Origin of the sequence: Bradyrhizobium semiaridum (genome assembly GCF_020329505.1) — a bacterium.
Classification (GTDB): Bacteria; Pseudomonadota; Alphaproteobacteria; order Rhizobiales; family Xanthobacteraceae; genus Bradyrhizobium; species Bradyrhizobium semiaridum.
The window spans coordinates 377389-403288 of record NZ_JAGKJJ010000002.1; the positions used below are offsets into that span (position 1 = coordinate 377389).

A 25900-nucleotide genomic window follows, 5' to 3' on the forward strand; every position below is an offset into this window, starting at 1 on the left:
AAGCGTTCTCGAACCAGATGGGGTGCTCATGTCAGACGAAACCAGACCAGGCCTGAAGTCTCCGCTTCGCCGCAAGCTCTTGATGGGAATGGCCGCGCTGCCGGCCATCTCGATGCTCCCGCGTCCCTCATTTGCCGACGTTCCTGCAACCTCCGCGGTCAACACGACGGGCCTTGCAGTCACCGATAGCGAAGTTACCGTCGGCATCCTGCATTCCGTCACCGGCACCATGGCGATCTCCGAGACCGGCTCGGTGGAGGCCGAGAAGCTCGCGATCGAGCAGATCAATGCCGCCGGCGGCGTGCTCGGCCGCAAGATCAAGTTCATCCAGGAGGACGGCGCCAGCGACTGGCCGACCTTCGCCGAGAAGGCCAAGAAGCTGCTGGTCAACGACAAATGCGCCGCCGTGATGGGCTGCTGGACCTCGGCCTCGCGCAAGGCGGTGCTGCCGGTGTTCGAACAGTACAACGGCATGCTGTACTACCCGACCTTCTACGAAGGCCTCGAGCAGTCCAAGAACGTCATTTACACCGGCCAGGAGGCGACCCAGCAGATCATCGCCGGCCTCGACTGGGTCAACAAGACCAAGGGCGCCAAGAGCTTCTACCTGCTCGGCTCCGACTACATCTGGCCGCGCACCTCGAACAAGATCGCGCGCAAGCACATCGAGAACCATCTGCAGGGCTGCAAGGTGGTCGGCGAGGAATACTTCCCGCTCGGCTCGACCCAGTTCAACTCGGTCATCAACAAGATCAAGCTGACCAAGCCGGACGTGATCTACGCCATCATCGTCGGCGGCTCCAATGTCGCCTTCTACAAGCAGCTCAAGGCGGCCGGCATCGATCTGTCGAAGCAGACGCTGCTGACGATCTCGGTGACCGAGGACGAGATCGACGGCATCGGCGGCGAGAACATCGCCGGCGCCTACGCCTGCATGAAGTACTTCCAGTCGCTCGACAATGCCAACAACAAGGCCTTCGTGCCGGCCTTCAAGAAGATGTGGGGCGAGAAGACCGTGATCGGCGACGTCACGCAGGCCGCCTATCTCGGCCCGTGGCTGTGGAAGCTGACGGTGGAGAAGGCGCAGAGCTTCGACATCGACAAGGTCGCGGCGGCCTCGCCCGGCGTCGAGTTCAAGGGCGCGCCGGAAGGCTATGTGCGGATCCACGAGAACCATCACCTCTGGTCGAAGACCCGCGTCGGCCGCGCCAAAGCCGACGGCCAGTACGAGCTGATCTACGAGACCGCCGATCTCGTCGAGCCGGATCCGTTCCCCAAGGGCTACCAGTGACGCTTCTGCAGAAGACCTGCGCCCCCCCTCCCGCTCGCGGGGGAGGGTCGGGGTGGGGGTCTCTCAACGGGTTGCGCTCTTTGTGGGGTGAGAGCCCCACGCGCACCGCATCTGACGATGCGACCTCCCCCGCAAGCCGAAGAGGTGCAGCGAGGCACTGTGCCACGCGATCAATTCTCCATGTCGCGAGCGGTTCGCGACGTGCGCTGGTCACGGAGGACATCAATGTTCGGCGACTATTCGTTCAGTGATCTCGGCGCCATCCTTGCGATGCAGGGGTTTGCCGGGCTCATCCTGTTCTCCGTCTACGTGCTGATGGCGCTCGGGCTTGCCATCATCTTCGGCCAGATGGGCGTCATCAACATGGCTCACGGCGAGTTCATGATCCTCGGGGCCTACGTCACCTGGATGACGTCGAACACCGTGCAGCACATCGCGCCCTGGCTGTTCCCCGGCTACTTCTTCATCGCGATGATCCTGGCCTTCATCGCTTCCGGCGCGCTCGGCATGCTGGTCGAATGGGCGCTGATACGTCATCTCTACAAGCGTCCGCTCGATACGCTGCTGGCGACCTGGGGCCTCAGCCTGATCCTGCAGCAGGCCTATCGCTCGATCTTCGGCGCCCGCGAGGTCGGCGTCGAGCTGCCGGAATGGATGATGGGCTCCTGGCAGGCGACCGACTCGATTCAGATCCCGATCAACGGCATGTTCGTGATGGCGCTGACCATCCTGATCACGATCGCGGTCGCCTACGTGCTGTTCTGGTCGAGCTGGGGTAAGCAGGTGCGCGCCGTGGTGCAGAACCGCGTGATGGCCGGCGCCGTCGGCATCAACACCGAGAAGGTCGACCGCTATACGTTCGCGCTCGGCTGCGGCATCGCAGGGATCGCTGGCTCGGCCTTCACCATGATCGGCTCGACCGGGCCGACCGCCGGCCAGCTCTACATCGTCGACACCTTCCTGGTCGTCGTGTTCGGCGGCGCCGCCTCGTTGTTCGGCACCATCGCCTCCGCCTTCTCGATCTCGCAGACCCAGTCGACGCTGGAGTTCTTCCTGTCGGGCTCGATGGCCAAGGTGATCACGCTCTTGACCATCGTCGCGATCCTGATGGTGCGTCCTCAGGGGCTCTTCGCGCTCAAGGTCCGCAAGTAAGAACAAGCAGGCTGGTCATGATCATCAACTCGCGCTTTTTCAATCGCTCCGAACTCGTCGGCTTCCTTGCGCTCGCGCTGCTGTTGTTCCTCGTTCTGCCGCTGTCGCTGGACATCTTTCGCCTCAACCTGGTCGCCAAATATCTGACCTATGCCTTCGTCGGCATCGGCCTCGTGCTGTGCTGGGGCTACGGCGGCATTTTAAGCCTCGGGCAGGGCGTGTTCTTCGGCCTCGGCGGCTACTGCATGGCGATGTACCTCAAGCTCGAGGCATCGTCGGTCGCGAACACCAAGATCCAGTCGACGCCGGGCATTCCGGATTTCATGGACTGGAACCAGCTCACCTCGCTGCCCTTCTTCTGGAAGCCGTTCCACAGCTTTCCGGTGGCGCTGATCGCGATCATCGTGGTGCCGGCGATCTTCTCCTTCATCATCGGCGCGGCGATGTTCAAGCGCCGGGTCGGCGGCGTCTACTTTGCGATCATCACCCAGGCGATCGCCGCGATCATGACCATCCTGATCGTGGGCCAGCAGGGCTACACCGGCGGCATCAACGGGATCACCGACCTGCGCACGCTGCATGGCTGGGATATCCGCACCGATCACGCCAAATACATCCTCTATTTCGTCGAGGTGGTATTGTTGTTCGGCTGCATCGTCGCCGCGCAGTTCATCCGCCTGACAAAACTCGGGCGCATCCTGGTGGCGATGCGGGAGCAGGAGGATCGCGTGCGTTTCTCCGGTTACAGCGTCGCCAACTTCAAGATCTTCGCGTTCTGCGCCGCAGCGGTGTTCGCCGCGATCGGCGGCGCCATGTTCACGCTCGAGGTCGGCTTCATGTCGCCGTCCTTCGTCGGCATCGTGCCCTCGATCGAGATGGTGATCTACACGGCGGTCGGCGGCCGGATGTCGATCTTCGGCGCGGTCTGGGGCGCGCTGCTGGTCAATTTCGCCAAGACGTCGCTCTCGGAATCGTTCCCGCAGCTCTGGTTGTTCGGCCTCGGCGCACTGTTCATCGCGGTGGTGCTGGCGTTCCCGAACGGGCTCTCCGGCATCTGGGCCGACCACGTGCAGCCGCGCATCGACCGCCTGCTGGCGTCACGCAAGCCGAAACCGGCGGCCGGCTATGTCGCCGATGGCGCGCCGGCCGAGTGAGGAGGGACATCATGCTCATCGGTCATCAGCCCAAGGATTTCCTGCTCGCGGTCTCCGGCCTCACCGTCTCCTTCGACGGCTTCAAGGCGGTCAACGATCTCTCTTTCTATGTCGAGGAGAACGAAATCCGCGTCATCATCGGCCCGAACGGCGCCGGCAAGACCACGGTGCTCGACCTGATCTGCGGCAAGACCCGCGCGACCTCAGGCTCGATCCAGTTCCGCGGCCAGGAGCTGACCCGGCTGCGCGAGAACGAGATCGTGCAGGCCGGCGTCGGACGCAAGTTCCAGACGCCGTCGGTGTTCGAGGATCTCACCGTGTTCGAGAACCTCGAAATCTCGTTCCCGCGCGGCCGTACCGTGTTCGGCTCGCTGACCTTCCAGCGCGACGACGTGGTCAAGCAGCGGGTCGAGGAGGTCGCCGAGATGATCTTCCTCAAGGACCGCCTCAACACCTATGCCGACCAGCTCAGCCACGGCCAGAAGCAGTGGCTCGAGATCGGCATGCTGCTGATCCAGGACCCGGACCTGCTGATGCTCGACGAGCCGGTCGCCGGCATGAGCGTGTCCGAGCGCGCCAAGACCGCCGAGCTGCTCAACCGCATCATCAAGGATCGCTCGGTGCTGGTGATCGAGCACGACATGAAATTCGTCGAGGACATCGCCCACAAGGTCACCGTGCTGCATCAGGGCCAGATCCTGTCCGAGGGGACCATGGAGCACGTCAAGAACGATCCCAAGGTGATCGAAGTCTATCTGGGGCACTGAGCATGACCAGGTTCAATCGAAGCGAAGGCAGTGCCTCGTCTCCCTCTCCCGCCTGCGGGGACCCCTCCACGAGCTCGGTGCCTGGAGAGTCCCCATCACCCGGCGCTTCGTGCCGACCTCTCCCCGCAAGCGGGGTGAGGTGGTCCGGTGCTTAACGGATAAGGAGCAACAGAGCATGCTGGCAATCTCCGATCTTCACGTCGCCTACGGCCAGAGCGAGGTGCTGCACGGCCTCAACGTCCAGGTCGCGCCGAACGAGATCGTCGCGATCATGGGCCGCAACGGCATGGGCAAGACCACGCTGATGAAATCGCTGATGGGCATCCTGCCGGCCAGGAGCGGCAAGGTGACCATGGACGGTACCGAGCTCGGCACTCTGAAGAGCTACGAGCGCGTCGCGAAGGGGCTCGCCTATGTGCCGCAGGGCCGCATGATCTTCTCCACCATGACGGTGAAGGAGAACATCGAGACCGGGCTCGTGGTGTCCGGCGGCTCCGAGGTGCCCGGTGACATCTACGAGCTGTTCCCGGTGCTGCTCGAGATGAAGGGCCGCCGCGGCGGCAATCTCTCCGGCGGTCAGCAACAACAATTGGCGATCGCCCGCGCGCTCGCCACCAAGCCGAAGGTATTGCTGCTGGACGAGCCGACCGAAGGCATCCAGCCGTCAATCATCAAGGACATAGCGCGCACCTTGAAGCGCATCCGCGACGAGCGCGGGCTGTCGATCGTTGTGTCCGAGCAGGTGCTGAGCTTCGCGCTCGACATCGCCGACCGTGTGCTCGTCATCGAGAACGGCGCAATCGTCCGCGACGATCCGCGCGACAGCGTCGATGCCGCGCAGATCTCGAAATATCTGTCTGTCTAAATCAACCGCGTAACCCAGGGGAGCACTGCGATGCCAGATACACTGATCAAGGTCGATCTCAGCAAGTCGGCCTATGAAAACGACAAGATCCACAACCGCTGGCATCCGGAGGTTCCGATCGTCGAGTGGGTCAGCCCCGGCGACGATTTCATCATCGAGACCGTCGACTGGACCGGCGGCTTCATCAAGAACAATGACTCCGCCGACGACGTCCGCGACATCGATCTGTCGATCGTGCACTTCCTGTCCGGCCCGATCGGCGTCAAGGGCGCCGAGCCCGGCGATCTCCTGGTCGTCGATCTGCTCGATGTCGGCCCGCTCAAGGAGAGCCTGTGGGGCTTCAACGGCTTCTTCTCCAAGCAGAACGGCGGCGGCTTTCTGACCGACCATTTCCCGCTGGCGCAGAAGTCGATCTGGGACATCAAGGGCCTCTACACCTCGTCGCGCCACGTCCCCGGCGTCAACTTCGCCGGCCTGATCCATCCCGGCCTGATCGGCTGTCTGCCCGATGCCAAGATGCTGGCGGCGTGGAATGCGCGCGAAGCCGAGCTGATCGCGACCAATCCGACCGGCGTGCCGGGCCTCGCCAATCCGCCGTTCGCGCCGACCGCGCATGCCGGTCAGGCCAAGGGCAACGTCAAGGCCAAGATCGGCCTCGAGGGCGCCCGCACCGTGCCGCCGCGCGAGCATGGCGGCAATTGCGACATCAAGGATCTGTCACGCGGCTCCAAGATCTACTTCCCGGTCTATGTGCCGGGCGGCGGGCTCTCGATGGGCGATTTGCATTTCAGCCAGGGTGACGGCGAGATCACGTTCTGCGGCGCCATCGAGATGGCCGGCTGGCTGCACATCAAGGTCGACGTCATCAAGGACGGCGTGTCGAAATACGGCATCAAGAACCCGGTGTTCAAGCCGTCGCCGATCACGCCGAACTACAAGGACTATCTGATCTTCGAAGGCATCTCGGTGGACGAGGCCGGCAAGCAGCATTATCTCGACGTCCACATCGCCTATCGCCAGGCCTGTCTCAATGCGATCGAGTATCTGAAGAAGTTCGGGTACTCCGGCGCACAGGCCTATTCGATCCTCGGCACCGCGCCGTGCCAGGGCCACATCTCCGGCGTGGTCGACGTGCCCAACGCCTGCGCCACGCTGTGGTTGCCGACCGAGATCTTCGACTTCGACGTGATGCCGTCGGCGGCAGGTCCGATCAAGCACATCACCGGCGACGTGCAGATGCCGATCTCGCCCGACAAATGATCCCTGCGCGAAGGGTGCGGGACGGCGCGTTCTTGCCGCCCCGCATCCATCGCCGACATCACACACGATTGCGCAAGGATCGAAAAATGCCCGTCTACGAATATCTCTGCAACGATTGCGGCCCGTTCACCGACATGCGGCCGATGGCCGAATGCGACCTGCCGCAGGACTGCCCGCAATGCGAAACGAGCGCGCCGCGCGTGATCCTGACCGCGCCGGCGTTCTTCTGCATGCCATCAGACAGGCGCAAGGCGAACGCCACCAACGAACAGAGCCGCCACGCCCCGAAGACGCTCGACCAGTACAAGGCCGCGCACGGCTCGGGCTGCGGCTGCTGCGGAACCGGCAAGAAGAAGCCGGGGCGGCTGGTGACCAAGACCAAGAGCGGCGCCGTCGGTTTTCAGACGGCGAGACCGTGGATGATCAGCCACTAGTCGCGGCCACGGATCGCGCAACATACTCCACTGTCGTCCCGGGCCTGACCCGGGACCCATAACCACGGTTTTGGGTTGTTGAAAGCGGCTGGGGCTACAGCCTGCTTCAACAACACAACCCTGTGGTTATGGGTCCCGGCTTTTGCCGCGACGATGTGGAGACAGGGTTGTCTCTTTCGTTTATCGTTCCGCGCGGGGCCAGAATCGCGGAACAAGACGACCATGCAGACAAAGGCATTCGGCAGCAACGGCCCGCAGGTGTCGGCGATCGGGCAGGGCACCTGGTATCTCGATCGCGGCGACCGCAAGGCGGCCGTCGCAGCTCTGCGCCGCGGTCTCGATGCCGGCATGACACATATCGACACCGCCGAAATGTATGGCGACGCCGAGCTCGTGATCGCCGACGCCATCGCCGGCCGGCGCGACGATGTGTTCCTGGTCTCGAAAGTGCTGCCGAGCAATGCTTCGCGGCGCGGCACCATCACGGCCTGCGAGCGGTCGCTGAAGCGGCTGAAGACCGATCGCCTCGACTGCTATCTGCTGCACTGGCGCGGCACCTATCCGTTGGCGGAGACCGTCGCCGCGTTTGACGAGTTGATCGCGGCGGGCAAGATCCGGTCCTGGGGCGTCAGCAATTTCGACACCGAGGATCTCGACGAGCTGCTCGACATCGCAGGCGAGGGCAAGATCGCCTGCAACCAGGTGCTCTACCATCTGCGCGAGCGCGCGATCGAGCACGCCGTGATCCCGTGGTGCGCGCAGCACGGCGTCGCCGTCGTCGCCTATTCACCGTTCGGCCACAACGATTTTCCCGCAGCGTCGAGCAAGGGCGGTGCGGTGCTGCAATCGATCGCGCAGGCGCATCAGGCGACGCCGCGCCAGGTGGCGCTGAGCTTTCTCGCCCGTGCGCCGTCCGTGCTCACGATTCCGAAGGCGTCGAGCGCGGAACATGCGACCGAGAATGCGGCGGCGGGAGATCTCCGGCTCAGCGACCGCGAGATCGCCGCGCTCGACGAGGCTTTTCCGCGCGGGCCAAAGCCGCGTTCGCTGCCGATGCTCTGAATGTGACGTCACCCCATTCAGAAGCGCTCTTTCCGATCCGCTTCACACAATCCCTAACAAATTGTTGCGGCCGCGGCCGCGCGCGGTCTGCGGCAGGCCGTCGCGCGCGCTGACGCATATCGGAGTCCCGTTTTCGGGCATTGTCCTTGCTGCGGAATTGGGGTTTTCTGTCATCAGCAAATCAGCTTTATTTGCCCATCGAGATTGCCGTGACTCCGCCCCCCGCCGCAGCCGCCAGGCTGGACAGCGTTCCGCTTGCATTGCCCGAGAAGACCACTGCCGCGCAAAGGAACGTCGCGCGCAAGACCGCCGCGCGCGCCGATCGTCCGTTCAAGGGCATTGCGCTGATCCTGCTGTCGACCGTGTTCCTCGGCACCTCGGATGTCACCGCGAAATATCTCTCGTCGACGCTGCCCTCGATCGAGATCACCTGGATTCGCTTCGTGGTGTTCGCGCTGATCATGCTGCCTGCGATGCTGCCGGGCTCGCCGCTGTTTGCGATGCAGAGCAACCGTGTCGGTCTGCACGTGCTGCGCGGCTCTGCGCTGCTCGGTTCCTCGCTGCTGTTCATCACCGGGCTGAGCTTCCTGCCGATCGCGGAAGCCTCCGCCACCAGCTTCGTCTCGCCGCTGTTCGTCACCGCGCTGTCGATCGCATTCCTCGGCGAGAAGGTCGGCCTGCGCCGCTGGATCGCGACCGCGGTCGGGCTGGTCGGCGTCTTCATCATCCTGCGGCCGGGCACCGCCGCGTTCCATCCGGCGGCGTTCTTCCCGATCGTCTCCGCGTTCGCCTGGGCCGGCACGCTGATCCTGACGCGCAAGATGAGCGGTAGCGAACGGCCGGTCACCGTGATGGCTTATTCGTCGATAACAGGCGTCATCATCGTCTCGGCGCTGGTGCCGTTCGTCTGGGTCGCGCCGACCTGGCACGACATCATGTTCGGCATCCTGATCGGCGTCGCGTCCACCGCGGGCCAGTGGATCGTGGTGCTGGCGTTCCGCTACGGCGACGCCTCGGTGCTGGCGCCCTTCTCCTACACCCAACTGGTCTGGGTCAGCTTGCTCGGCTTCCTGGTGTTCGGCGAACTGCCCGACGCATGGACCATCCTCGGCGCCGCCTTCATCGTTGCCTCGGGCCTCTACACCGCTCACCGCGAGCGAATCCGCCGCTCGCAATTGCTGGCTGTGGCGAGCGAGCCGTCCCCGAACGCCTGATCCCGCTATCCGGGGGATGACGCAGTCCTGCGCCGGCAAGGGTGTTATGCGCTATTCATGGCGATCCTCCGTGCTATGACTGGAAAAAATCCAGTTGGGAGGCACTATGCGCGCAGCGATCTTCAGGAACGGCGAGATTGTCGTCGACACCATGCCCGAGCCGAAGCCGGGCGCCGGCCAGGTGCTGGTCAAGTCGCTCGCCTGCGGTATCTGCGGCTCCGACCTGCACGCGCGCAAGCATGCCCACCGTATGGTGGAGCTGAGCAAGTTCCTGCCCGGCCGCCAGCCGATGGACCTCTCGCGCGACGTCGTGTTCGGCCATGAGTTCTGCTGCGAGATCCTCGACTACGGTCCCGACACCACGCGCAAGCTCAAACCCGGTACCAAAGTCTGCTCGCTGCCGGCGCTGCTGACGCCGCAGGGACCGCGAAGCATCGGCTATTCCAACGACAATCCCGGCGCCTATGCCGAGCAGATGCTGCTCTCCGAGCCGCTGCTGCTCGAAGTGCCGAACGGCCTTGCCGCCGAGCACGCCGCGCTCACCGAGCCGCTGGCGGTCGGCGTCCACGCGGTGGCCAAGGCCGACATCCGGGGCGGCGAGGTGCCGCTGGTGATCGGTTGCGGCCCGGTGGGGCTGGCGGTGATCGCGGCGCTGAAGATCAAGGGCCTCGGCCCGATCGTCGCCGCCGACTACTCGCCGGCGCGGCGCCAGCTCGCGGAGAAGATGGGCGCCGATGTCGTGATCGATCCGGCGAAGACCCAGCCCTATGCGAGCTGGGCCGAGCATGCCCAGATGACGGAAGCGGAGAAGGCCGCGCGGCCGCCGATGCAGGCGCTGCTGCCGCCGCTCAAGCCGGCGCTGATCTTCGAATGCGTCGGCGTGCCCGGCGTGTTGCAGCAGGTGTTCGAGGGCGCGCCGCGCGACGCCCGTATTGTCGTGGTCGGTGTCTGCATGGAGACCGATCGTTCCGAGCCGATGCTCGGCATCCTGAAAGAACTCAACGTCCAGTACGTGCTCGGCTACACGCCGGAGGAATTCGCGTATTCGCTGCGCCTGATCGCGGAAGGCCAGGTCGATGCCGCCTCGCTGGTCACCGGCCGCGTCGGCATCGACGGCGTCGCGCAGGCCTTCGCCGATCTCGCCAATCCCGAGGCGCACACCAAGATCCTCGTCGAGCCCTGGCGGTGAGTGATTTCCGCAGCGTGGGTTACGCCTTCGCAAATCCACCCGCGGACCGCCATTGGCGCGCAATTTGCTTTTCGCGATACCGCTCCTATAGTTCTCCTTCTCTCTGAATACGACATCACGCATGCGCGTAACGATCATCACGGGAGGCGGCTCCGGCATTGGCGCCGCGGTTGCGCGCCGGCTCGCCGCGTCGGATCAATGCCTGATGCTGCACGGGCAGGGTGCCGAGGCCGCGGCGCTCGATCGGCTGAATGCGGTTGCGAGCGCGTGCCGCGGCAAGGGCGCCAAAGTGGAGATCTGCACCGGCGATCTCGCCAGGGCCGGCGCCGGCGCCGATCTCGTCAGGGCGGCGCGCGCCGCGTTCGGGCCGATCGACACCATCGTGCATGCCGCGGGTTTTGCCGATCGCCGCGGCTTCGCCAGCCTGCCGCGCGAGGCGCTGGAGCGCGCCTTCGCGGTGATGGCCGCGGCGTTCCACGAGATCGCGGCCGCCGCGCTGGCTGACCTCACGCGCGGCGCGCAGGGCCGCGTGGTCGCGATCTCCAGCTTCGGGCCGCACCGCTTCGTGCCCGGCGCCACCTATCCGGGGTCGGCGGCCGCGAAGGCTGCGCTCGAGGTGCTGGTGAAGTCGCTCGCGATCGAGCTCGCCGCCTCGGGCGCCACCGCCAACGCGGTGATGCCCGGCTACACGCGCAAGGATCCCGGCCTGTTCGGCGCGCTCGATACCGCGACCTGGGAGCGCGTCGCCAAGACCAATCCGATGCAGCGGCTCGCCGAGCCCGACGAGGTCGCCGCCGTCGTCGCTTTCCTGCTGTCGGCGGAAGCCGGCCACGTCACCGGCGCCACGCTGCCGGTCGATGGCGGCCTGACCTTGATGTGACCGGCATGGGCGAGGCTGCAGCGGGACAACAGGCCGATGTCGTGGTGCTCGGCGCCGGCATGGTCGGCGTCTCCGCCGCGCTGGCGGCGCGGGCGCGCGGCCGCTCCGTGATCATCGTCGACCGCCGCGAGCCCGGCAGCGAGACCTCCTATGGCAATGCCGGCATCCTTTCGTCCGGCTCGATCCTGCCGCTCAACACGCCCTCGCTCTGGAAGAACCTGCCGAGATATCTCGGCAACACCCATCCGGCGCTGCGCTGGAATCTGCCGTGGGCGATCGCCAATGCCGGCTGGGTGGTTCGCTTCCTTGCGAGCGCTGTGCCGGCGCAGACGAAGCCGCGCGCGGCGGCGCTCAACGGCCTGATCGGCGCGTCGCTGAAGCTGCATCGCGACTGGATCGTCAAGGCCGGCGCCGGGCATCGCATCCGCGAGACCGGCTGGCTGAAGGCGTGGCGCGGTGACGCCCTCGCGGCGGCCAAGGCCGAGCAGGCCGCGCTCGCCGAATTCGGCATCACAAGCGAGGTGCTCGACCGCCAGGGCATCTCCGCGCTGGAGCCCAACATCATCCCGGCCTACAGCGTCGGCCTGTTGCACACGCAGACGGCATCGGTGGATTCCCCGGGCGCGGTGGTCAAGGCCTATGCGCAGATGTTCGCGGACGGTGGCGGCATTGTGCGGCAGTCCGAGATCCGGCGGATCGAGCCGCAAGGCGACGGCTGGCGCGTGCTGCTCGCCGACGGCACCATCGCCGCGCGCCACGTCGTGGTCGCGCTCGGGCCGTGGTCGGCCGAGCTGCTGCAGCCGCTCGGCTATCGCGTGCCGCTGGCGTTCGAGCGCGGCTATCACCAGCACTTTGCGCCGAACCCGGCGCGCAGATTGCTGCGGCCGATCCATGATTCCAACGGCGGCTTCCTGATGACGCCGATGGAGCAGGGCATCCGCATCACCAGCGGCGTCGAGCTGACTGCGCGTGATGCGCCGTCGAACTTTGCGCAGCTCGAGGCCGTGGTGCCGATGGCGCGCAGCGTGGCCGAGTTCGGCGAAGCGGTCGGTGAGCGCTGGCGCGGCGCGCGGCCGACATTGCCCGACAGCCTGCCGATGATCGGCGCGGCGCCGCGGCATCGCGGTCTCTGGCTTGCCTTCGGCAACCAGCACATCGGCTTCACCACCGGCACTGGAACGGGTGCCGCGATCGCGGCGATGATCGCGGGCGATGCGCCGCCGTTCGATGTCAGCGCGTTCGCGCCGCGCCGGTATATCGCGTGACTCGCGCAAGGCGGCCTGCGATGCTGGGCCGGCGAACGTTCGACAACCGAGGGGCAGGATGAACTACGTCTGGGATTTTGGCATCCTCGCCAAGTACAGCCATCTGTTCTGGCTCGGGCTCGGCTGGACCATCGCCTACACGATCGGCACCATCATCCTCGGCACCCTGATCGGCCTGATCGTCGGCATGCTGCGGCTGCGGCGCATTCCCGTGATCGACTGGCTGCTGATCGCCTATATCGAGACGTTCCGCTGCACCCCGCTCCTGGTGCAGATCATCTGGTTCTACTATGCGTTCCCGGTGGTGATCGGCGTCAACATCCCGGCGCATGTCGCCGCCGTCAGCGTGCTCTCGCTCTATGGCGGCGCGTTCTATGCCGAGATCGTGCGCGGCTCGATCGAGAGCGTGCCGGTCGGGCAGTGGGATGCCGCGAAGGCGCTCGGCTTCCGCGGCTGGCGGCTGATGCGGCTCGTGATCCTGCCGCAGGCGCTGAAGCCGATGATGGCGCCCTATGTCAACCAGTCGGTGACGCAGCTGAAGAACACCTCGCTGGTCTCGATCATCGCGGTGCCGGATCTCGTCTACAACGCGACGCTGATCAACGCGGATACGTACCGGCCGCTCGAGGTCTACACCATCGTCGCGCTGATTTATTTCGCGATCCTGTTCCCGTCGACGTTGGTGGCGCGGCGGCTGGAGCGCGGGCTGACATATGACAAGGTGTGATCTTTCCTCTCCCTCTCCCCGCTCTTCGCGGGGAGAGGGGTGGGGCGAGGGGCCGCTTCCGCGAGTTATGAGCGCCGAGAGACCCGTACCCCCTCACCCGGATTGCATCTGCGATGCAATCCGACCTCTCCCCGCAGGCGGGGAGAGGTGAAGCGGCGACCTCCTCAGCTAGATACTCAACTCCACCGGCACGTCTTCCGGCTTGACGCCGGCAAGGCCTAGGCCCTTGACGAACCATTCGCGCATCTGGCCGATGCCGCGGTTGTAGTCGATCCATACCGAGAGGAAATCGCGCCAGCGCTTGTCCGGCTCGCGCCGCACCGCGGTGCCGCTGGCGATCGTCACCGAGGGCGAGGCCAGGATCTTGTAGGTGCCGAGGTTGGGGTTCTTGGCGATCGCGGTCAGCCCGAGCACCAGCGCGTTGACCACGCAGTCGACGCGGCCGGACGACATTTCCAGCATCACCTCGTCGCGCGACTTCAGCGACTTGATGGTGGCGTTCGGCGCAAAGCGCCGGGCCACCGCCTCGTTGGCCGAGCCGACGTCGACCGCGATCTTGACCTCGGGCTTGTTGATGTCGGCCCAGGTCTTGGCCTCCAGCCCTTTCTTCAGCATGGCGCCGAACGGATGCGGGAACACGAGGCTGGTGAAATCGACCACCAGGGCCCGCTGCGGCGTCGGGTTCAGCGCAAAACCGAGATCGATCTTGTTGGCCTGCAGATCGAGGATCGAGTTGCCGTAGGTCGATTCGACATATTCAAGTTTGACGTCGAGCAGCTTTGCGAGGTCGTTGGCCATCTCGATCGAGAAGCCCGACCAGGTTCCGGAGGCGAGGTCCTTGTTGAAATAGGGCAGTTCGCCCGGCAGCACCGCGATCCGCAGCACCTTGTTGGCGCGGATACGGTCCAGCGTGTTGTCGGCCTGCGCCTGCGCCGCAGCCGGCGTCGTCAGGGCGGCCGCCAGCGCGGCGCCGCTGCCGATACCGAGCGCATAGCGCAGCGCGTCGCGGCGGTCTTCGGAGATCTTGGTGTCGTCGGATTCAGTCACGAGTGGCCTCCCTGCACAGATCGCCGAAGCCTAGCGTCGGTGTCCGGAAGCGGCAATACCACCAACCTGCGCCATTGGTAGGCGAGATGCCTAGCTCTTCACCTCGCCCTGCTCTTGTCTCGCCGAAGGCGGATGCGGGAAGAGGCTCTTCACCTCTCCCCGCCCTTTTGCGGGGAGAGGTCGGATTGCATCGCAAGATGCAATCCGGGTGAGAGGCAGGGCACACTCGTCAACAAGCCGCAAGGTGCTCGCCGGATGGAGGCCCCTCACCCCAACCCTCTCCCCGTAAGAACGGGAGGGGGAGCGCAGTGTGCACGTGGCTGAGCGCGCGCCCCGCTTCAATACCGTGCCGGCACATACATCTCCGGCGGGATCGGGCCGCGGTGATAGTCCGGGTTGCGCACCCGCGGCGGCAGGATCACCGGCTCGTGCTGCACCACCTGGTAGGGGATCTGGCTCAACAGATGCGAGATGCAGTTGAGGCGGGCGCGCTTCTTGTCGACGGCGTCGACGATCCACCACGGCGTATCAGGCAGGTGGGTGCGCTCCAGCATGGTCTCCTTGGCCTTGGTGTAGAGCTCCCAGCGGGTGCGCGCCTCGACGTCCATCGGGCTCAGCTTCCACTGCTTCAGTGGGTCCTGGATCCGCATCGTGAAGCGGAACGCCTGCTCCTCGTCGGTGATCGAGAACCAGTATTTCAGCAGGATGGTGCCGGAGCGGATCAGCATCCGCTCGAACTCCGGCACCGACTTGAAGAACTCCTCATACTGTTCGTCGGTGCAGAACCCCATCACCTTCTCGACACCGGCGCGGTTGTACCAGCTGCGGTCGAACAGCACGATCTCGCCGCCGGCCGGCAGATGCGAGACGTAGCGCTGAAAATACCATTGCGTGCGCTCGCGCTCGTTCGGCGCCGGCAGCGCGGCGATGCGGCAGACGCGGGGGTTAAGCCGCTGGGTGATGCGCTTGATCACCCCGCCCTTGCCGGCGGAATCGCGGCCCTCGAACAGCACCACCACCTTCTTCTTCTCGTGCTGCACCCAGTCCTGCAGCTTGACGAGTTCGCCCTGCAGCCGCAGCAGCTCGCTGAAATAGAACTTGCGGTCGAGCGTCGGCCGGCTGCCTGCTGTGTCGTGCTCGAGCTCGTCGAGCCGCAAATCGTCGAGTTCGAGCTCGAGCTCTTCGTCGAGATTGTCGGCGATCTCCTGCTGGATGCGGGCGCGCAGCGCTTCGTCGGTCAGATCGGCAGTCATGAAGGTCCGTCTTTCAGTGTGTTAGGTGGATCGGACGGGAGCATTGACGGCCCGTGTTACCCCTATGTGACACCGGCATGACGGTGGTTTCACGGTGCCAGCGGGACTGTGCTAACAAGCAACAAATCAAGAGGAGACGCCGATGATTTCGCTTACGCCACAAGACGTCCTGCCGGAGGACGGCACATCCGGAACGCTGGTCGGGCGGGTCTGGCTGCCGCAGGCTGGCGGGCCGGCCGTCGCCGCGATCCGCGCCGACGGCGTGTTCGACGTCACGGCCGCCTTCCCGACGGTCAGCGCGCTCTGCGCGGAGGCTGATCCCGCCGCTGCGCTCGGTGCCACCAAGGGCGAGCGGATCGGCGACCTCGCGGCGATCCTCGCCAACACGCCGCCCGATCGCCGCGACAGCGCAAAGCCGCATCTGCTCGCGCCGGTCGATCTTCAGGTGCTGAAGGCGGCCGGCGTCACTTTCGCGATCTCGATGCTGGAGCGCGTGATCGAGGAGCGGGCGCGCGGCAATCCGTCCTCGGCGGAGGCGATCCGCAAGGAGGTGGTGCGCCTCGTCGGCGACGATCTCTCGAAGCTGAAGCCGGGCTCCGAGCAGGCCATGAAGCTGAAGCAGGTGCTGATCGACCAGAACGCCTGGAGCCAATATCTCGAGGTCGGCATCGGCCCCGATGCCGAGGTGTTCATCCGCCTGTTCGATGCGACGTTCTCGCTCGACGACGTCAGGAAAATGGATGTCGGATTGACGGTGAAGGGCACCGACGGCTTCGTGCTCGAAGGCCATTCCTCGATCAGCAAGATCAGCCGCGATCCGACCGATCTCGTCGCCCAGACCATCGGCCCCGTGCATCAATATCCTGATGGTTTCGCCCTGTTCCTCGGAACGATGTTCGCCCCGGTGAAGGACCGCGACGCCAAGGGCGAGGGCTTCACCCACAAGCGCGACGACATCGTCACCATCGCCGCTCCCCAGCTCGGCAAGCTCGTCAACCGCATGCGGACCAGCGACGAATGCGAGCCGTGGACGTTCGGCGTCGGCGCGCTGATGAAGAACCTCGCGCAGCGGAAGCTGCTGTGACGGCGCGATTCATGTGAGGTGAGCGCGCCGGTCAGGCTCCCTCCCCCTTGCGGGGGAGGGTCGGGGAGAGGGGTAAGCTCCGGGTGCGATGATCGACGTGAGCACCGCCTTCGCAACGTCGGGCGTCTCAACGCGAATTTGAGAGAGCGTGTGGCACCCCTCTCCCGCAAGGGGAGAGGAACCCTGCACCGGTCCATTCTTGCGCGACTAAGTGCATCCTGTCTTCGTCATTCCGGGGCGCGCCTGTTGGCGCGAGCCCGGAATCCATCCATCGGCCGAACGCGCGGCCTGATGGATTCCGGGCTCTCGCTTCGCGCGCCCGGGAATGACGAGGGATTGGAGTTTCGGTGAAATGAATGAGGGTCCCACGTCGATCCGCCATGCGCTGTTATTCGTATTTTCGGAATTCTCTCTTGACGCGCACCCCAACTCAGATGTTCAATGTCGCCGTCTCACCCGATCGAGGGGCGCTGCGCATCGTCATTAGCGTCGTGGAGAGATGCGGTGGACGCCGCGCGTGTCAGTGACGACAGCACGCGAGGCGGACGGCGAAATCGTGCAGGCCGGACGCCCTAGCGGCAGGTGTCCTCTCGCTCGATGCAATTGCGTCTTGCGAGGGCGGTGACAAACAAGCCCAGTCTCGCCGGGGTAAGCACGTATAAGCCGTAACCCATCGCGCAGGGAAAGCCGGGTTGTTTCCGGTTACACCTGTGGTCCTACCCCCGAGCTTTCTACCCATTGCTCGGGGCCCATGGGTGCGATCGGCACCCGGCTTTCCCTGCGCCCTCTGTTCGAAGAAGGGCGAAACGAAATGCAAAGCTCGGACAAAACATGTCGCGAGAATGCGGAAGCATGACTCACCAGCGGCACAACAAACTCGCTGTCGTCCCGGCGAAGGCCGGGACCCATACCCACAAATGCTGATTGTCGTGCGACGCTCGAACGACGAAGCCCATTCACAACATCCGCCGCGGCGTGGGGGTCCCGGCCTCCGCCGGGACGACGCCGAATATGTGGCTCGAGCTACACCCACAACCGTCGTCCTGGCGAAAGCCAGGACCCATTACCCCGACTGCCTGTTGTTGCCGGGCGCTGGGGCCACGATCCCCATCACGATCAGATTCGGTGGCTATGGATCCTGGCTTTCGCCAGGACGACACCGTGGATTTGGCACGCGTCACGTCACCAACGCGTCACGCCTATACCGGCAGCGCGGTCGAATACTTCACCTGGCTCAGCGCAAAGCTCGACTCGATCGAGGCGATGCCGTCGAGCCGGGTCAGCTTGGTCTTCAGGAAGGTTTCATACGATGCGAGGTCGGCGGCGACGACGCGCAGGAGGTAGTCGCGGTTGCCGGTCATCAGGTAGCATTCCAGCACCTCGTCCCATTTGGAGATCGCGCGGGCGAAACGGTTGAGGTCCTCCTCCTTCTGCCGCGCGAGCTTGATCGAGATGAAGACCGAGACATGCAAGCCCAGCGACTTCTGGTCGACGGTCGCGATGTAGCGCGAGATCACGCCGCGCTCCTCGAGCAGCTTGACGCGGCGGTGGCAGGGCGACACCGACAGCCCGACCTTGTCGGCGAGCTCCTGCATGGTCATGCGGCTGTCGGTCTGCAGCAGGCTGAGGATCTTGCGGTCGATGGCATCGAGGGCAGTCATTGGGATGAACTCGCTGGCGGGGCCCGGATCGTGGGAATTTATCCCAATTTTTCCTGTGCTGTCGCGTGGAATTGAGATTTTCGCCGGCCCTCGCGGCAGTAACATCGCCGATATTGCTCCGGAGTTCCGCCATGGGATTAGCGCCTGAACGCCTCGACATGCTGTCCGCTTTGGCTCGCAAGGTGCTGTGGCTGTCGTCATGGACCATCCATCACGCCAACCATGTCAGGCAAAACACCGACGGGCTGAAGGTCGGCGGCCATCAGGCCTCCTCCGCCTCGCTCGCCAACATCATGTCGGCGCTGTATTTCTCCGTGCTGCGTCCGCAGGACCGCGTCGCGGTGAAGCCGCATGCGAGCCCGGTGTTCCACGCCATACAGTACCTGTTCGGCCACCAGACCCGCGACAAGCTGGAGAATTTCCGCGGCTACAAGGGCGCGCAGTCCTATCCGTCGCGCACCAAGGACAGCGACGACGTCGATTTCTCCACCGGCTCGGTCGGCCTCGGCGTCGCGCAGACGCTGTTCGCCTCGCTGGTGCAGGATTACGTCAAGGCGCATGGCTGGATGGCTGACCGGCCCGAGGGCCGCATGATCGCGCTGGTCGGCGATGCCGAGATGGACGAGGGCAATATCTTCGAGGCGCTGCTCGAGGGCTGGAAGCACGCGCTGCGCAACACTTGGTGGGTGGTCGACTACAACAGGCAGTCGCTCGATGCCGTGGTGCGCGAGGGGCTGTGGTCGAAGTTCGAGACCATGTTCCGCAATTTCGGCTGGGACGTGGTGATCGTGAAATACGGCAAGCTGATGCTGGAAGCATTCGCCGAGCCTGGCGGCGAGGCGCTCAAGCGTTGGATCGACAATTGCCCGAACCAGATGTATGCGGCGCTGTGCTTCCAGGGCGGCGCCGCCTTCCGCAAGCATTTGCAGGACGATATCGGCGACCAGGGGCAGGTGTCGGCGCTGATCGATCGCCGCAGCGATGAAGAGCTGCTGGCGCTGATGTCGAACCTCGGCGGCCACGACATGGCGAGCATGATCGAGGCGTTCGAATCGATCGACCACGATCGTCCGGTCTGCTTCATCGCCTACACCATCAAGGGCGTCGGCCTGCCGATGCAGGGCCACAAGGACAACCATGCCGGCCTGATGACGGTCGCGCAGATGGAGAAGTGGCGCGCGGCGCAGAACATCCGCCCGGGCCATGAGTGGGACAGGTTCGAGGGTCTGTCGCAGGACCCGGCGAAGCTCGAAGCGTTCCTGGCTGAAGCGCCGTTCAATCGCGAGGGACGCCGCCGCCTGTCGGCGCCGGTGATCGACGTGCCGGAGCGGCTGACCTTCAAGGCCTCGGCGCAGATGTCGACGCAGCAGGGCTTTGGCCTCGTTCTGCACGAACTGGCCAAGGGCGACAGCGCGCTGGCCTCGCGCATCGTCACTGCGTCGCCCGACGTCACCGTCTCGACCAATCTCGGCGCCTGGGTCAACCGCCGCGGCCTGTTCGCGAAAGCGGAGAACCACGACCTGTTCCGGCAGGAGAAGATCCCGTCAGCCTACACCTGGGAGTATTCGCCGAAGGGCCAGCACATCGAGCTCGGCATCGCCGAGATGAACCTGTTCATCATGCTCTCGGCGCTCGGCCTGTCGCACCAGATCAACGGCGCGCGGCTGTTGCCGGTCGGCACGCTCTACGATCCCTTCATCGAGCGCGGCCTCGATGCGCTGAACTATGCCTGCTACCAGGATGCGCGCTTCATGGTGGCGGCGACGCCGTCAGGCATTTCGCTGGCGCCGGAGGGCGGCGCGCACCAGTCGATCAAGACGCCGCTGATCGGGATGGGGCAGGACGGGCTCGCCTCGTTCGACCCGGCCTTCGTCGATGAACTTGCCGTGATCATGGGCTGGGGTTTCCAGCACATGCAGCGCGACAGCGCGGAGGGCGGCTCGGTCTATCTGCGACTCTCGACCCGCGCGCTGGAACAGCCGCAGCGCATCATGACGCCGGATCTGCAGCGCGACATCACCGACGGCGCGTACTGGATGCGCAAGCCGGGGCCGAACTGCGACCTCGTGATCGCATATACCGGCACCGTCGCGCCGGAGGCGATCGAGGCGGTCGGCCTGATCGGCGAGAGCCACCGCGACGTCGGTCTGCTCGCGGTGACCTCGGCGGACCGGCTCTATGCCGGATGGTCCGCCGCACGGAATTTGCGCCGCGACCGCCGCGGCGTGCAGCATTTGAGTCATATCGAGCAGATGCTGGCGCCGCTCGGCCGCGACTGCGGCATAGTGACCGTGATCGACGGCCACCCGGCCGCGCTCGGCTGGCTCGGCAGCGTGCGCGGCCACCGGGTCGAGGCGCTCGGCGTCGAGCATTTCGGCCAGACCGGCACCATCGGCGACCTCTACCGCCACTACGGCATCGACGCCAATGCGATCATCGATGCGGCGGAAAGCCTCTCGACCGGCGCCCCGGTGCGGCATCGCAAGATGGCGGTGTGATGCGACATCTCACCTTCGTCATTCCGGGCGGAGCGAAGCGACGAGCCCGGAATCCATCGGGCCGCGTAATTGATGGTGAAATGGATTCCGGGCTCGCGCCTTCGCCGCGCCCCGGAATGACGAGGGAGGAAGTCTTGCCACCCGCGCGCTCGCGGTTTTATATCCCGAGGGCGCGCACGAGCCGCGTCCCGCACATGGCGGGTTCAATTCGCCGGGCTTTCGTGCAAGGATGCCTGCCGAACGCTTCCGTTCCGCTTTCCATACGCCCCGCACAAGAGGTTTCCGATGGTCAATCGCATGCAATTCTACATCGATGGCGCCTGGGTCGATCCAGTCGTCAAGAAGTCCACCCCGGTCGTCAATCCGGCGACCGAAGAGGCGATGTATGAGGTTGCGCTCGGCTCGAAGGCCGATCTCGACAAGGCGGTCGCCGCTGCCAAGCGCGCCTTCGAGACCTATTCGCTGACCAGCCGCGAGGAGCGCATCGCGCTGCTCACCAAGGTGATCGAGGTCTACAAGGGCCGCATGAAGGAGATCGGCGCGGCCGTCTCCGACGAGATGGGCGCGCCGCTGCCGATGGCCGAGAAGCTGCAGGCCGGCGCCGGCCTCGGCCATCTCATGAACACCCTCGAAGTGCTCAAGAAGTACGAGTTCGAGGAGACCATGGGCACCGCCGTGATCGTGCGCGAGCCGGTCGGCGTCGTCGGCATGATCACGCCGTGGAACTGGCCGCTCAACCAGATCGCCTGCAAGGTCGCGCCTGCGCTCGCTGCCGGCTGCACCATGATCCTCAAGCCGTCGGAGTTCACTCCCACCTCGGCGCTGATCTTCGCGGAAATCCTCCATGAAGCCGGCGTGCCGAAGGGCGTGTTCAACCTCATCAACGGCCTCGGCCCGGAGGTCGGTGCTGCCATGAGCGAGCACCCGGACATCGACATGATCTCGTTCACCGGCTCGACCCGCGCCGGCGTCGACGTCGCCAAGCGGGCGGCGCCGACCGTCAAGCGCGTCAGCCAGGAACTCGGCGGCAAGTCGCCGAACGTGATCCTCGAAGGCGCCGACCTGACCAAGGCGGTGACCGGCGGCGTGATGCACATGTTCAACAACTCGGGCCAGTCCTGCAACGCGCCGTCGCGCATGATCGTGCCGCTCTCCAGGATGAAGGAAGTGGCCGCGATCGCCAAGGGCGTCGCCGACAAGACCAAGGCCGGCGATCCACGCGCGGCCGACACCACCATCGGCCCGGTGGTCAACCGCGGCCAGTGGGACAAGATCCAGGCGCTGATCCAGAAGGGCATCGACGAGGGCGCAACGCTCGTCGCCGGCGGTCCGGGCCTGCCCGAGGGCGTGAACAAGGGCTTCTATGTCCGTCCGACCATCTTCGCCGACGTCACCAACGACATGACGATCGCCCGCGAGGAAATCTTCGGACCGGTGCTGACCATCATCGGCGCCAAGGACGAAGCCGACGCCGTCAAGATCGCCAACGACACGCCGTTCGGTCTCGCCGGTTATGTCACCGGCGATACCGTGGAGAGCGCGCGCCGCGTCGGCCGCCAGATCCGCGCCGGCAACGTCAACCTGCAGGGCGTGCCGAACGAGCGCACCGCGCCGTTCGGCGGCTACAAGCAGTCCGGCAACGGCCGCGAGTGGGGCCGCTACGGCCTGGAAGAATATCTCGAAGTCAAGGCCATCGCCGGCTTCAACGCCGCGTAAGCCGGGCCACGAGAGACGAGATGCTGGCGCCGGGGCGGATCACCGCCCCGGCGTCAGACGTTCTGGAGAGGGTACTTTTGACGTTTGCGTTGCCGAGGCGACAACTATCCGCCGAGCGCGCCCTGGGTGTTGACGTAGAGCGCATAGATCGACTGGCTCGCCGCCATGAACAGGCGGTTGCGCTTCAGCCCGCCGAAGCAGAGGTTGGCGCAGCGCTCGGGCAGCGCGATGCGGCCGATCATCACACCGTCGGGCGCGAACACGACGACACCGTCGAGTTCGGGATCGCCCATGCCCCAGCCGCACCAGAGATTGCCGTCGATGTCGAGCCGGAAACCGTCCGGGGTGCCGGGGCCGGCATCGACAAACACGCGCTTATTGGACAGCCTGTCGCCGGAAGGCGACACGTCGTAGGCCAGGATCTTGCGGTTGGGCACGCCGCGCGACTCGATGACATAGAGGACCTTTTCATCGGGCGAGAAGGCGAGCCCGTTCGGCCCCAACACGCCCTCGGCGACGATCGTGGCGTTGCCGGTTTCGGGATCGAGCCGATAGACGTTGGCGTCGATCTCGGGCTCCGCCTTGTAGCCCTCGTAATTGCCGAGCAGGCCGAAGGTCGGATCGGTGAACCAGATCGAGCCGTCGGATTTCACCACGACATCGTTCGGCGAGTTCAGCCGCTTGCCGCCATAGGAATCGATCAGCACCGTAATCGATCCGTCATATTCGGTGCGCACCACGCGCCGGCCGCCATGCTCGCAGGTGATCAGCCGGCCCTGGCGGTCGCGCGTGTTGCCATTGGCGAAGTTCGACGGCTTGCGATAGTTGCTGACCGCGCCGGTCTCTTCCTCCCACTTGATGATGCGCTGGTTCGGGATGTCGCTGCACAGCAGATAGCGGCCGTCGCCGAACCACACCGGGCCTTCGGCCCAGCGCAGGCCAGTGGCGATGCGCTCGATCGCGGAGAGTTTCAGCCAGTATTTCTCGAAGCGCGGGTCGAGCGCATGGATCGCGGGATCGGGGTAATAGGTCGCGGGCCGCCAGCCTGCGGAATGGACATCGGACATTTGCTGTTCTCGTTGTTGTGTTTCCTCTGTACCTGGTTTGCTATCATCGTCGGCCTGCAACCGCAATTCGGCAGCAGCACACAGCACATATGAGGGACGGAATGGCACGCATATTGATGACCGGCGCAGCGGGTGGAATCGGAACGAGCCTGCGGAAGCTGCTGCCGCCGATCTATCCGGACCTCTTGCTGAGCGACATCAAGCAGCCTTCCGATCTCGGTGCGGGCGAGACGTTCAAGGCAGCGGATCTCGCCGATCTCGCGCAGGTCGAGGCGATCTGCGAAGGCGTCGACGGCATCCTGCATTTCGGCGGCTATTCGGTCGAGGGATCCTGGGACCAGATCCACCAGGCCAACATCATCGGCTGCTACAATCTGTTCGAGGCGGCGCGCAGGAAAGGCGTCAAGCGCGTGATCTTCGCCTCGTCGAACCATGCGGTGGGCTTCTACCCGCGCCATCACCGCATCGGCACCGACGTGACGCCGCGGCCGGATAGCCGCTACGGCGTCAGCAAAGTGTTCGGCGAGGCGGTCGGCGCGCTCTATGCCGACAAGCACGGCATCAAGGTGACGTGCCTGCGCATCGGCAATTTCGGCGAGGCGCCGCTCGACCACCGCAGGCTGTCGATCTGGCTCAAGCCGGAAGATCTGGTGCAACTCTGCCGGATCGGGCTCGAGCACCCCGACATTCACTTCGAGGTGTTTTACGGCGCCTCCTACAACGAGCGCTCATGGTGGGACAATCACCGCGCCTACGATCTCGGCTATCGCCCGACCGGCAGGGCTGAAGATTTTCGCGAGCACGCGATGGCCGAACAAGCCAAGCTGCCGCCCGATCCGGTCGGCGACTTCTACCAGGGCGGCACGTTCTGCAGCATGGAGTTCGACGGCGACAGGAGCGGGATCATCGACTGGAAGAAGTGATCAGTTGTCGCATTGGGGGAGTTGTTGGACGGAAGCGGCTCGCTGCTGCTGCACGTCCTTCTCCTGGGCCGGCCTTTCGATCACCTTGGGCTCGCTGCCGGGCCCGTCAAAAGCCTCGGCGAAGTGGGTGAGCGGAAATGAGAGGCTGATCGCTTGACCCGTCAGGTTCTTGGCTTCCACCGTGATCGTCTGCGCATGCTTCAGCCGCTCGATCAGCTCGCCGTTTGCCTCGAGCGTGCCGCCGCAACCGAGCGTGTAGCAATGCGGCTTGGCGATCTGGATCGGCTCGTCTTGATCGATCCGCAGGCTGATCGTGCCTTCCAGCATGGTCCGCGTTCCGACATTCGCGCTCAGGATCGCACGCTTGCTGTTCTGTGGCGCAACAGTGATACCGCCGCCAGACGGCGAGCATTGACCGCGCGCGGCGGTGCCGACAAAGCAACTCGCCTGCGTCAGGCAGGTCTTGGTCCAGGGCTCGTAGGTCAGTTGCGTCGCGCGCGGATCGGCGGCCTCGCTGCTGCCGCCGAGCGCGAGTTGCGCGGCGACCGATCCCAACACCAAAGCCACGTAGCGCATCGCCGTCTCCTGAACAATCAGGGCCGCGTATCGCGCGCTATTACGGCTTTTTGTCGTTGGCGATGCGGGCGAGATAATCCGCCTTGCTGTACGCCATGTGATCGACGCAGAGCTGCGCCAGCGCCCAGCTGTCGCGGCCCTTCAGCAGCTCGATCATCAGCTCATGCTGCCGGCGCGACAGCGCGAGGCCCTCGCTGTCGGCGAGATTCTTGGCGCGCATCGGCAGGGTCAGGTTCATGTAGTCCTGCAGCGAGCGGACCAGATAAGGGTTGCCGCAGGCCGCGAACAGCGCGATGTGGAACGCATCGTTGGTCTCGTGAATCCCACGCATGTCCTGCGCTTCGGCCCTGGCGCAGTAATGCCGCTGCAGCTCGTTTAGTTGCTCGATTAGGCTGGCCGGCGCCGGGAGCGGGATCATCAGTGCGGCCTGGCGCGTCAGCATCTCGCGCACCTCGTAGATCTGCCGCACCTCTTCCGCCGAATAGAACCGCACGGTGGCGCCAACGTTCTTCTCACGCAGCACAATGCCCTGGCGCTCCAGCTGGAACAGCGCCTGGCGGACAAAATGCCGGCTCGCGCCGTAGCGCTGCATCAGCGTATCCTCGACCAGCCGCAGACCGGGGGAGAAGCGGCCGAAGATGATGTCCTCCTCCAGCCGGCGGATCACTTCGGCCTGTTCCTCCTCGCGCGAGGGGGTGGGAACCTCTGACGGTGCTGCCTGCGCTTTCATGCTCGTCCGCTTCGGAAAGACGGACGGACGACACCACGGCGCCACAGTCATTGTCAATAATAGCGGTGAATTTGCCGCAGATCAG

The 25900-nt window shown here is 65.0% G+C and carries 23 protein-coding genes; 17 read left to right on the top strand and 6 right to left on the bottom strand.

The genetic code is table 11. The features are described 5' to 3' along the window. Window positions 1-28 precede the first annotated feature (28 nt). From urtA to J6500_RS04160, 13 genes are all read left to right on the top strand, one after another. A complete protein-coding gene (urtA, locus tag J6500_RS04100; RefSeq protein WP_225711384.1) occupies window positions 29-1291 on the top strand; it encodes an urea ABC transporter substrate-binding protein in 1263 nt (420 codons plus the stop codon). 225 nt (window positions 1292-1516) lie between these two features. After that, complete coding sequence (gene urtB / locus J6500_RS04105; RefSeq protein ID WP_225711385.1) at window positions 1517-2443, top strand: urea ABC transporter permease subunit UrtB; 927 nt, start codon at window positions 1517-1519, stop codon at window positions 2441-2443. Window positions 2444-2460: 17 nt separating this feature from the next. Beyond that, entirely contained in the window at window positions 2461-3597 is a 1137-nt protein-coding gene (gene urtC / locus J6500_RS04110) for an urea ABC transporter permease subunit UrtC (RefSeq protein WP_225711386.1), read from the top strand. Between the two features lie 11 nt (window positions 3598-3608). After that, on the top strand, window positions 3609-4364 hold the full coding sequence (urtD, locus tag J6500_RS04115) for an urea ABC transporter ATP-binding protein UrtD (protein WP_225711387.1): 756 nt from the start codon (window positions 3609-3611) through the stop codon (window positions 4362-4364). Between the two features lie 175 nt (window positions 4365-4539). Further along, window positions 4540-5229 carry an urea ABC transporter ATP-binding subunit UrtE gene (gene urtE, locus J6500_RS04120; RefSeq protein WP_225711388.1) on the top strand — a complete coding sequence of 230 codons (690 nt, stop codon included), beginning with the start codon at window positions 4540-4542 and terminating at the stop codon, window positions 5227-5229. Window positions 5230-5259: 30 nt separating this feature from the next. Next, on the top strand, window positions 5260-6489 hold the full coding sequence (fmdA, locus tag J6500_RS04125) for a formamidase (protein WP_225711389.1): 1230 nt from the start codon (window positions 5260-5262) through the stop codon (window positions 6487-6489). Between the two features lie 86 nt (window positions 6490-6575). After that, on the top strand, window positions 6576-6923 hold the full coding sequence (locus J6500_RS04130) for an FmdB family zinc ribbon protein (protein ID WP_225711390.1): 348 nt from the start codon (window positions 6576-6578) through the stop codon (window positions 6921-6923). Window positions 6924-7145: 222 nt separating this feature from the next. Further along, window positions 7146-7985 carry an aldo/keto reductase gene (locus J6500_RS04135; RefSeq protein WP_225711391.1) on the top strand — a complete coding sequence of 280 codons (840 nt, stop codon included), beginning with the start codon at window positions 7146-7148 and terminating at the stop codon, window positions 7983-7985. Window positions 7986-8194: 209 nt separating this feature from the next. After that, window positions 8195-9199, top strand: a complete 1005-nt coding sequence (locus J6500_RS04140; protein WP_225711392.1) for a DMT family transporter — start codon at window positions 8195-8197, stop codon at window positions 9197-9199. 106 nt (window positions 9200-9305) lie between these two features. Further along, the gene (locus tag J6500_RS04145) at window positions 9306-10388 is read left to right on the top strand and encodes a zinc-binding dehydrogenase (protein WP_225711393.1); all 1083 of its coding nucleotides are present in this window, start codon (window positions 9306-9308) and stop codon (window positions 10386-10388) included. Between the two features lie 121 nt (window positions 10389-10509). Beyond that, on the top strand, window positions 10510-11268 hold the full coding sequence (locus J6500_RS04150) for an SDR family NAD(P)-dependent oxidoreductase (protein WP_225711394.1): 759 nt from the start codon (window positions 10510-10512) through the stop codon (window positions 11266-11268). Window positions 11269-11273: 5 nt separating this feature from the next. Continuing rightward, on the top strand, window positions 11274-12533 hold the full coding sequence (locus J6500_RS04155) for an NAD(P)/FAD-dependent oxidoreductase (RefSeq protein WP_225711395.1): 1260 nt from the start codon (window positions 11274-11276) through the stop codon (window positions 12531-12533). 58 nt (window positions 12534-12591) lie between these two features. Further along, complete coding sequence (locus J6500_RS04160; RefSeq protein ID WP_074128493.1) at window positions 12592-13260, top strand: amino acid ABC transporter permease; 669 nt, start codon at window positions 12592-12594, stop codon at window positions 13258-13260. Window positions 13261-13428: 168 nt separating this feature from the next. Here the strand turns inward: J6500_RS04160 and J6500_RS04165 are convergent, their stop codons facing one another. Further along, a complete protein-coding gene (locus J6500_RS04165) occupies window positions 13429-14307 on the bottom strand; it encodes a transporter substrate-binding domain-containing protein (protein ID WP_225711396.1) in 879 nt (292 codons plus the stop codon). A 338-nt stretch (window positions 14308-14645) separates the two neighbouring features. Next, window positions 14646-15560 (bottom strand): polyphosphate kinase 2, encoded by a 915-nt coding sequence (gene ppk2, locus J6500_RS04170; RefSeq protein ID WP_225711397.1) that lies wholly within the window; start codon window positions 15558-15560, stop codon window positions 14646-14648. Between the two features lie 142 nt (window positions 15561-15702). On the opposite strand from ppk2, the gene J6500_RS04175 reads away from it, so the two are divergent. Then, on the top strand, window positions 15703-16644 hold the full coding sequence (locus tag J6500_RS04175) for a fumarylacetoacetate hydrolase family protein (protein WP_225711398.1): 942 nt from the start codon (window positions 15703-15705) through the stop codon (window positions 16642-16644). Window positions 16645-17843: 1199 nt separating this feature from the next. Here J6500_RS04175 and J6500_RS04180 read toward each other — a convergent pair. Next, a complete protein-coding gene (locus tag J6500_RS04180) occupies window positions 17844-18305 on the bottom strand; it encodes an Lrp/AsnC family transcriptional regulator (RefSeq protein WP_225711399.1) in 462 nt (153 codons plus the stop codon). A 131-nt stretch (window positions 18306-18436) separates the two neighbouring features. Between J6500_RS04180 and J6500_RS04185 the strand changes: the two genes are divergently transcribed. Together J6500_RS04185 and J6500_RS04190 are read left to right on the top strand one after the other, a co-directional pair. Beyond that, a complete protein-coding gene (locus J6500_RS04185) occupies window positions 18437-20803 on the top strand; it encodes a thiamine pyrophosphate-binding protein (RefSeq protein ID WP_225711400.1) in 2367 nt (788 codons plus the stop codon). A 285-nt stretch (window positions 20804-21088) separates the two neighbouring features. Continuing rightward, on the top strand, window positions 21089-22519 hold the full coding sequence (locus J6500_RS04190) for an aldehyde dehydrogenase family protein (protein ID WP_225711401.1): 1431 nt from the start codon (window positions 21089-21091) through the stop codon (window positions 22517-22519). Window positions 22520-22623: 104 nt separating this feature from the next. Here J6500_RS04190 and J6500_RS04195 read toward each other — a convergent pair whose 3' ends face one another. After that, complete coding sequence (locus tag J6500_RS04195) at window positions 22624-23586, bottom strand: SMP-30/gluconolactonase/LRE family protein (RefSeq protein ID WP_225711402.1); 963 nt, start codon at window positions 23584-23586, stop codon at window positions 22624-22626. A gap of 101 nt (window positions 23587-23687) precedes the next feature. On the opposite strand from J6500_RS04195, the gene J6500_RS04200 reads away from it, so the two are divergent. Then, entirely contained in the window at window positions 23688-24509 is an 822-nt protein-coding gene (locus J6500_RS04200) for an NAD-dependent epimerase/dehydratase family protein (RefSeq protein ID WP_225711403.1), read from the top strand. Here the strand turns inward: J6500_RS04200 and J6500_RS04205 are convergent, their stop codons facing one another. Both J6500_RS04205 and J6500_RS04210 read right to left on the bottom strand, forming a co-directional pair. Then, the gene (locus J6500_RS04205; protein WP_225711404.1) at window positions 24510-25085 is read right to left on the bottom strand and encodes an invasion associated locus B family protein; all 576 of its coding nucleotides are present in this window, start codon (window positions 25083-25085) and stop codon (window positions 24510-24512) included. A gap of 40 nt (window positions 25086-25125) precedes the next feature. Further along, window positions 25126-25815 (bottom strand): GntR family transcriptional regulator, encoded by a 690-nt coding sequence (locus J6500_RS04210; protein WP_225711405.1) that lies wholly within the window; start codon window positions 25813-25815, stop codon window positions 25126-25128. Between the last annotated feature and the right edge of the window lie 85 nt (window positions 25816-25900).